Source organism: Actinomadura rifamycini DSM 43936 (assembly GCF_000425065.1).
Taxonomy (GTDB): domain Bacteria; phylum Actinomycetota; class Actinomycetes; order Streptosporangiales; family Streptosporangiaceae; genus Spirillospora; species Spirillospora rifamycini.
The window spans coordinates 455,813-462,906 of sequence record NZ_AULB01000007.1; the positions used below are offsets into that span (position 1 = coordinate 455,813).

General features: G+C 74.8%; 10 protein-coding genes. 1 reads left to right on the forward strand and 9 read right to left on the reverse strand.

The window, feature by feature from the left end; genetic code table 11:
- Window positions 1-27: 27 nt before the first annotated feature.
- The 9 genes from H505_RS0104865 to H505_RS0104905 all read right to left on the reverse strand — a co-directional run bounded on the left by H505_RS0104865 (window position 28) and on the right by H505_RS0104905 (window position 5,492).
- Window positions 28-600 carry a hypothetical protein gene (locus H505_RS0104865; protein WP_026401070.1) on the reverse strand — a complete coding sequence of 191 codons (573 nt, stop codon included), beginning with the start codon at window positions 598-600 and terminating at the stop codon, window positions 28-30.
- Entirely contained in the window at window positions 600-1,214 is a 615-nt protein-coding gene (locus H505_RS0104870; protein WP_026401071.1) for a DUF6286 domain-containing protein, read from the reverse strand. The genes H505_RS0104865 and H505_RS0104870 overlap by 1 nt, the downstream gene beginning before the upstream one ends.
- Window positions 1,211-1,594: an Asp23/Gls24 family envelope stress response protein gene (locus tag H505_RS0104875; RefSeq protein ID WP_026401072.1), complete on the reverse strand. Its 384-nt coding sequence runs from the start codon at window positions 1,592-1,594 to the stop codon at window positions 1,211-1,213. Before H505_RS0104875 ends, H505_RS0104870 begins: the two co-directional genes overlap by 4 nt.
- Window positions 1,591-1,791, reverse strand: a complete 201-nt coding sequence (locus H505_RS0104880) for a hypothetical protein (protein ID WP_425248240.1) — start codon at window positions 1,789-1,791, stop codon at window positions 1,591-1,593. Before H505_RS0104880 ends, H505_RS0104875 begins: the two co-directional genes overlap by 4 nt.
- Window positions 1,792-1,804: 13 nt before the next feature.
- Complete coding sequence (locus H505_RS51430) at window positions 1,805-2,203, reverse strand: hypothetical protein (RefSeq protein ID WP_245592434.1); 399 nt, start codon at window positions 2,201-2,203, stop codon at window positions 1,805-1,807.
- Window positions 2,200-2,697, reverse strand: a complete 498-nt coding sequence (locus H505_RS0104890; protein ID WP_026401074.1) for an Asp23/Gls24 family envelope stress response protein — start codon at window positions 2,695-2,697, stop codon at window positions 2,200-2,202. The genes H505_RS51430 and H505_RS0104890 overlap by 4 nt, the downstream gene beginning before the upstream one ends.
- Window positions 2,698-2,858: 161 nt before the next feature.
- The gene (locus tag H505_RS49695; protein WP_157432904.1) at window positions 2,859-3,023 is read right to left on the reverse strand and encodes a hypothetical protein; all 165 of its coding nucleotides are present in this window, start codon (window positions 3,021-3,023) and stop codon (window positions 2,859-2,861) included.
- A 76-nt stretch (window positions 3,024-3,099) separates the two neighbouring features.
- Entirely contained in the window at window positions 3,100-3,813 is a 714-nt protein-coding gene (locus H505_RS0104900; protein ID WP_026401075.1) for a response regulator, read from the reverse strand.
- Window positions 3,810-5,492 carry a sensor histidine kinase gene (locus H505_RS0104905; RefSeq protein WP_245592435.1) on the reverse strand — a complete coding sequence of 561 codons (1,683 nt, stop codon included), beginning with the start codon at window positions 5,490-5,492 and terminating at the stop codon, window positions 3,810-3,812. Before H505_RS0104905 ends, H505_RS0104900 begins: the two co-directional genes overlap by 4 nt.
- Before the next feature lie 111 nt (window positions 5,493-5,603).
- On the opposite strand from H505_RS0104905, the gene H505_RS39880 reads away from it, so the two are divergent.
- Complete coding sequence (locus H505_RS39880; RefSeq protein WP_245592436.1) at window positions 5,604-7,013, forward strand: cation:dicarboxylate symporter family transporter; 1,410 nt, start codon at window positions 5,604-5,606, stop codon at window positions 7,011-7,013.
- The last annotated feature ends 81 nt before the right edge of the window (window positions 7,014-7,094 follow it).

Consider the following 7,094-nt stretch of genomic DNA (forward strand, 5'->3'; position numbering starts at 1 on the left):
TACGCGTTCCAAAGCGCAGTCAAGGCTTCAGACGACGGTCGTCGGTTCGTCCTTCGGCACCAGGCGCAGCCGGACGACCGTCGGCACCGTCTCGCGCTCGAGCGCGGCGCACAGGCGGGGGACGCCCTCCTCCTGGATGCGGCGGCGCAGGTCGGCGGCGTCCGCACGGTGCCCGTAGGCGACGCTGAGGTGCAGCTCGGGCTCGCGGGACGAGCCGAGCAGCCGGGCGCGGACCCGGCGGACGCCCGGGTACTCCTCGATCTCCCGCTCCAGCGCCCCGGTGACGGCCTTCGCCGACAGGCGCGTCCGGCCGCCGTCGGGGTCCGGCTCCATCGCGAGTTCGGGGACGCGGCGGGTGCGGACCTGCCCGACCAGCCAGAGGACGCCCACGAGGGCGAGGACGACGGCGGCGGCCGCGATCGCGGGCCAGAACCACGCGTTGTCCTCGGCGAACCGCCGGACGTCCGAGGACAGCACCCGCGCGGACGGGTCGGCGAACAGGCCGGCGCCGCGGGCGAGGCCCGCCCCGCCGGCGGCGAGCAGGACGGCGCCCAGCACGATGAGGCCGGTGCGGTTCGTGCGGGCGGGGTGCCGGTCCATCAGTCCCCCTCGGCCCGGAGGCGGACCTTGACCGCGCGGGGCGGGAACGGCCGGAGCCGGTCGAGCCGCTCCTGGACGGACGAAGCGACGCCCTGCCCGAGGCCCTCGGGATCGTGCACGGGCGTCTCGGCGCGCACCTTCACCGTGCGGCGGCCGAGCTTCACCTTGCGGACGCGCGAGACGCCGGGGGCGTCCTCGGCGGCGGCAGCGGCGGCGCGCTTCAGCCCGCGCCGGTTCACGCCCATCATCACGTCCGGGTCGTCGCCCTGCAGCGGCACCATGCGGGTGCGGCCGGGCAGCAGCCCGGCGAGGACGAAGAGCAGGCCCAGCGCGGCGAGCGCGGCGGTGATGCCGAGGACCTTCGGGTCGTTCCAGGCGGCGTCCGAGACCCGTTCGTACGGGATCAGGTGCCAGGGCCGGTCGAGCAGGCCGGTGATCACCTCGATGGCGGTGAAGACGGCGGCGGCGGTCAGCAGGACCGCGGCGAGCGTCGCGACCCGGACGCGCCGGGACCGGAACGCGTGCCGGGCGGCCCGGTCGGCCTCGCGGGCCCGGACGGCCCGGTCGGCGTGCCCGGTACGGGGCGGGCGGACGTGCCCCGCGTGCGTCGTCATCGGACCGTCCTCTCACGCGCGGCCGGGTGCTCCAGCTCGGCGACGTCCACGTCCACCTGCCGGACGGTCAGCCCGGTCAGCCGCTCGACCCGTTCGCGCACGGTGTCGCGGACGCGGCGGGCCGTCTCCCGCACCGGCATCGGGTAGGTCACCGACAGCGCGACCCGCGCGGTGACGATGTGGCCGTCCACCCGGACCTCGGTGCGGGCGGTGCGGCGCCCGGGGACGGGCACGCCGAGCACCGAGCGGCCGAGCCCGCCGGACTCCTCGACCTCGCCGGCGGCGCGGGCCGCGATGCGCGCGACGGCCCGGTCGCTGATCCGCGTCTCGCCCCGTGCGTCCGGCGGCGCGGCCCGCCGGGCGCCGGGCGGCGCGGTCATCGCGGCCGCTTCCCGGTGTTCAGCGTGAACAGCTGCCGGATGTCCAGCTCGCCTTCGATGGCGCGGCCCACCAGGAAGCCGAACGCGCCGAGCAGCAGCACGATGAAGAACGCGCCGAAGCCGCCGAACGCGCCCGCGAACCCGAGCGCGATGCCGAACGCCAGGCCGACCAGCGGCCACAGCAGTCTCATGTCCATCCGGATCTCCCCCTCAGCTCGCCGCGTCGGCGAGGTCTCCGATCAGCACGTCGACCGCGCGCCCCTCGCACAGCGGGCGGACGAGCCCGCGGACGTCCTCGGCGACCAGCGGCAGCGGCCGCCCGTACCGGGCGACGATCCCGACCTCGACCACGCCGGCGCGGACGGCGACGCCCGCGAACGGGGCGCCCGGCCGGTAGGTCGCGACGCGGCCGTGCGGGCCGGCCGTCAGCGCCACGACGTCCGCGCACGACAGCACCCGTTCGGCGATGCGCTCGGCGAGGACCTCGGCCGGCGACGGCTCGACCGGCGGCGCCGCCGGTCCCGCGGCGGGGGCCGCGCCCGCACCGGGGGCCGGCCCGGTCTGCCGCGGCACCGCGGACCGCTCCGGCGCGTTCGTCCAAGTGATCATCGGACCCGCGGCTCCTCGGGCTGCTGCTGCTCGTCCTCCTCGGCGAGGTGCACGTCGTCGACGGCGATGTTCACCTCGACGACCTCCAGCCCGCACATGTGCTCGATCTCGTTGCTGACGTTGCGGCGGACCGCGTTCGCCAGGTCCGGGATGGAGACGCCGTACTCGACGACGACGTCGATGTCCACGGCGGCCTGCCGCTCCCCGACCTGCACCTGCACGCCCTGCGTGGTGTCGCTCGACATGCCGGGCATCCGCTCGCGCATCGAGCCGATCGTGCGGCTCATCCCGGCGCCCATCGCGTACACGCCGCCGACCTGCCGGGCGGCCATCGACGCGATCTTGGCGACCACCACGTCGGCGATCGTGGTCTTCCCGCCCTGCGTGACCAGCTCGCTGCGGCCCCCCGATTCGGGCCGCCGCGACTGCTGCTGCGGCGGCTTGTGCATCGTCCCGGTCGTGCCCTGGCCGGTCCGCCCGTCGTCCTGACTCACGACGTCCCCCCAAATGCGTCGGTAACGTCAGGGTGATGCTCGCTACCGCCGAAGCAAAACCGAAAAAATGGACAAAGCCCAGGTCAACGCGCTTTTGCGGGGATGCGAAGGGGCCGGTGGCGCCCACCGGCCCTCGCACGGGAACGCCTCCGCCGAGCCGCCTACCCCTTGAACATCGCGCGCATCTTGCGCGCGGCGTCGCCCGGTTTCGGCGCCGCGCCCTTGCGGCGCTGCCCGGCGTCCCGCGCGGGCGCCCGCTCGTCGCCCTCGGCCGCGGCGTCGCGGGCCCCCTCGCCCTGGGTCCTGCGCTCGGTCTTGTCGCTCACGTCACCCACGACAACTCCCCCGATGTCGTTGCACTGACGAACCTTCGTCCCAGTGGTACCCCGAGTCGCACCCGTTCTACCCGGCGGCCTGCGCGCGCTCCGGGTAGAAGCGCACCTCGGGGCGTCCGATCTGCCCGTAATGGGGGCGGCGCGCGGCCAGCCCGTTGTCGGCGAGGTACTCCAGGTAGCGGCGGGCGGTGACGCGGGAGACGCCGGTCAGGTCGGCGACGGCCGCGGCCGACAGCCCGTCCGCCGCGCCGGACAGCGCCGCGCTGACCCGCTCCAGCGTGTCGCCGCTCATCCCCTTCGGCAGCGCCGGCTGCCCCGGGGCGCGGAGCGCGGCGAGCATCCCGTCCACGTCGGCCTGCCCCGCGACCTCCCCGTCCCGCGCCGTCTGGTCGCGGAACCGCGCGTACCGTTCGAGCCGCTCCCGCAGCGACGCGAACGTGAACGGCTTCAGCAGGTACTGGACGATCCCGGACGACACCGCCGACCGGATGACGGTCAGGTCCCGCGCGGACGTGACGGCGATGACGTCCACGTCGCGGCCCTCGGCCCGCAGCGCCCGGCACACGGTGAGGCCGTGCGTGTCGGGCAGGTAGAAGTCCAGCAGGACGACGTCGACGGGCTCGCGGCGGCAGAACCGCAGGGCGTCCGCGCCCGAGTGGACGACCCCCGCCACCTCGAACCCGGGGACCCGCTCGACGTAGACGCGGTGCGCCTCCGCCGCGACGCGCTCGTCCTCCACCACCAGCACCCGGATCGCCGCGCCGCCGTTCGTGCCGCTCATCGCACCGTCTCCTCCGTCCGTTCGCGGACCGGCAGCCGGACGGCGAACTCCGCCCCCGACTCCCCGCGGCCCTCTTCCGTGCCCGCCTCGGCGCTCCGCACCTCGACGGTCCCGCCGTTGCGGCGCACCGCCTGCCCGACGAGCGCGAGGCCGAGGCCGCGCCCCACCGCGTCGTCGCCGGCGTCCTTGGTCGTCCAGCCGCGCCGGAACAGGTCCGGGACGGCCGCCGGGTCGACGCCCGGGCCGCTGTCGGCGACCGTCAGCAGCAGCGCGTCCGGCGCGGACCGCACGGTGACCGTCACCCGGGGCGGCCGCCGGCCGGCCCCGGCGACCGCCGCGTCCACCGCGTTGTCGATCAGGTTGCCGAGGATCGTGACGAGGTCGCGCGGCTCGACGCCGCCCGCCGGGCCGTCGAGCGCCGAGTCGGCGCCCAGGTCGAGCTCGACGCCGCGTTCGGCGGCCTCGGCGGACTTGCCGAGCAGCAGCGCCGCCAGCACCGGCTCGCTCACCGCGCCGACGACCCGGTCGGTGAGCCGCTGCGCCGCCGCGAGCTCCGACGTCGCGAACTCCACGGCCTGCTCCGGACGGCCGAGTTCCACCAGCGACACCACCGTGTGCAGGCGGTTCGCCGCTTCGTGCGCCTGCGACCGCAGCGACTCGGCGAACCCGCGCACGGTGTCCAGCTCGCCGGTGAGGCCCTGCAGCTCGGTGTGGTCCCGCAGCGTCACGACGTTCCCCATCGCGCGGTCCCCGGACCGGACGGGCGAGGTGTTCACGACCAGGACCCGCGTGTCCCCCACGTGGATCTCGTCCGAGCGCGGCGCGGGCGACACGAGCGCCGCGGTCAGCGCGTCCGGCAGCCCGAGGTCGGCGGCGGGGCGGCCGCGCGCCCGCCCGGCCGGCGGCAGCCCGAGCAGGTCGCGGGCCGCGTCGTTGTACAGCACGACGCGGCCGGCCCGGTCGGTCAGCAGCAGCCCCTCCCGGACGGCGTGCAGGATCGCCTCGTAGTAGTCGAACATCTCGCGCAGCTCGCGGGGCGCGGCGCCGCGCGTCTGGCGGCGCAGCCGGGCGGAGATCAGGTAGCTGCCGGCGATCCCGACGCCCAGCACCGCGACGGCGACGAGGGCGAGCGACACGAGCCGCTCCTCGAACTCCGCGGAGATCTCCCGGACGGTGATGCCGACCGCGACCAGCGCCACCACGCGGCCCCGCTCACCGGACGCGGCGTCGCCGAACACGGGCGCGACCGTCCGGACGGACGGGCCGAGGGTGCCGGTGTAGGTCTCGCTGAACGTGCGCCCCGCGAGGGCGGGGGCGGTGGTGCCGATGAACCGGCCGCCGATCCGCGCGGGCTCCGGGTGGGTGTAGCGGGTGCCGTCCGGCGCCATGATCGTGATGAAGTCGATGCCGGTGTCGTGCCTGATCAGCTCGGTGTAGGGCTGCAGGACGGACGTCGGGTCGGGCCCGTCGAGCGCGGCCCGCAGGTTCGGGGAGTCGGCGATGCTCTCGGCGACGGCCGTGACGGTCTGCTCGGCGCGGTCGTGCGCCGCGCGGCGGGCGTCCAGTCCGGCCAGGGCGGTGCCGACGACGACGAGCAGCCCGACGACGACGGCCTGCAGCACGAGCAGCCGCCGCGCCAGGCTCCAGCGTCCGTAGGACGCCGCTGCCAGCGCCTTCACCTTCCGCAAACCTCCGGTGCCCGACACGTGAACGAAATGTACACAAACGTGACTGGGGTCACAGGCCGCGCGCATAGTGTGCCCGCCGGATTGAGCAGAGGAGACAGAACTGTGACCGCCACTCCCACCCCAGCGGGCCGCAAGCGCAAGGACCGCATGCACTACCTGTATCTCGCGGTCATCGCGGCCGTGATCGCCGGCGTGGCCGTCGGGATCGCCGCGCCGGACTTCGCGCTCGAACTGAAGCCGATCGGCGAGGGCTTCGTCAAACTGATCAAGATGATGATCGCGCCGGTCATCTTCTGCACGATCGTGCTCGGGGTCGGCTCGGTCGCCCGCGCGGCCAGCGTCGGCAAGGTCGGCGTCATCACGATCGGCTACTTCCTGCTGATGTCGACGTTCGCGCTGACGATCGGCCTGGTCGTCGGCAACATGCTGCACCCGGGCGAGAACATGCACCTCGACCCGTCGAGCGTGTCGTCGGCGCACGAGCAGGCCGAGGGCGGCGAGGGCACCGTCGACTTCCTGCTCGGGATCATCCCCGACACGCTCGTGTCGGCGCTGACCACGGGCGAGGTCCTGCAGACGCTCCTGGTCGCGCTGCTGGTCGGGTTCGCGCTGCAGCAGCTCGGCGCGGCGGGCGCCCCCATCCTGCGCGGCATCGAGCACCTCCAGAAGCTCGTCTTCCGCGTGCTGTCCATGATCATGTGGGCGGCGCCGGTCGGCGCGTTCGGCGCGATCGCGGCGGTCGTCGGCTCCAGCGGCTGGGACGCGCTGCGCAGCCTCGCCGTCATCATGGTCGGCTTCTACATCACCTGCGTCGTGTTCGTCTTCGTGATCCTCGGCGCCGTGCTGTGGGCGGTCGCCCGGATCAACGTGTTCACGCTGCTGCGCTACCTCGCCCGCGAGTTCCTGCTGATCCTGTCGACGTCCTCCTCGGAGTCGGCGCTGCCCCGCCTCATCGCGAAGATGGAGCACCTCGGGATCAGCCGCCCGGTCGTCGGCATCACCGTCCCGACCGGCTACTCGTTCAACCTCGACGGCACCGCCATCTACCTGACGATGGCGACGCTGTTCATCGCGTCCGCGCAGGACCAGCCGCTGTCGGTCGGCGAGCAGATCCCGCTGCTGCTCTTCATGATCATCGCTTCGAAGGGCGCCGCGGGCGTCACCGGCGCCGGGCTCGCCACCCTCGCCGGCGGGCTCCAGTCGCACAAGCCCGAGCTGGTGGACGGCGTCGGCTTCATCGTCGGCATCGACCGCTTCATGTCGGAGGCCCGCGCCCTCACCAACTTCGCGGGCAACGCCGTCGCGACCGTCGTCATCGGCATCTGGACCCGCGAGTTCGACCGGGACAAGGCCCGCCGCGTCCTCGCCGGGGAGGACCCGTTCGACGAGGCCACGATGCTGGACGACCACCACGGCGGCGGCCCCGACCGTCCGGACGGCGACACGGACGGCGACACGGACGGGCGCGGGGGCGAGCCGGAGCCGGCGGCGGCCGGCACCGCCAAGCCCTGACCCGGGCCCCGCCCGCCGGGGTGCGGCGGGCTCCGGAGCAAGCGGCGCGGCCGGGCCCGCGGGACGCGCGTCCCGCGGGCC

Excerpts from the sequence above, each read along its gene's own strand:
- H505_RS0104865 (WP_026401070.1), bottom strand. The coding sequence starts at position 600 with ATGGACCGGCACCCCGCCCGCACGAACCGCACCGGCCTCATCGTGCTG.
- H505_RS0104870 (WP_026401071.1), bottom strand. The coding sequence starts at position 1,214 with ATGACGACGCACGCGGGGCACGTCCGCCCGCCCCGTACCGGGCACGCC.
- H505_RS0104875 (WP_026401072.1), bottom strand. The coding sequence starts at position 1,594 with ATGACCGCGCCGCCCGGCGCCCGGCGGGCCGCGCCGCCGGACGCACGG.
- H505_RS0104880 (WP_425248240.1), bottom strand. The coding sequence starts at position 1,791 with ATGGACATGAGACTGCTGTGGCCGCTGGTCGGCCTGGCGTTCGGCATC.
- H505_RS51430 (WP_245592434.1), bottom strand. The coding sequence starts at position 2,203 with ATGATCACTTGGACGAACGCGCCGGAGCGGTCCGCGGTGCCGCGGCAG.
- H505_RS0104900 (WP_026401075.1), bottom strand. The coding sequence starts at position 3,813 with ATGAGCGGCACGAACGGCGGCGCGGCGATCCGGGTGCTGGTGGTGGAG.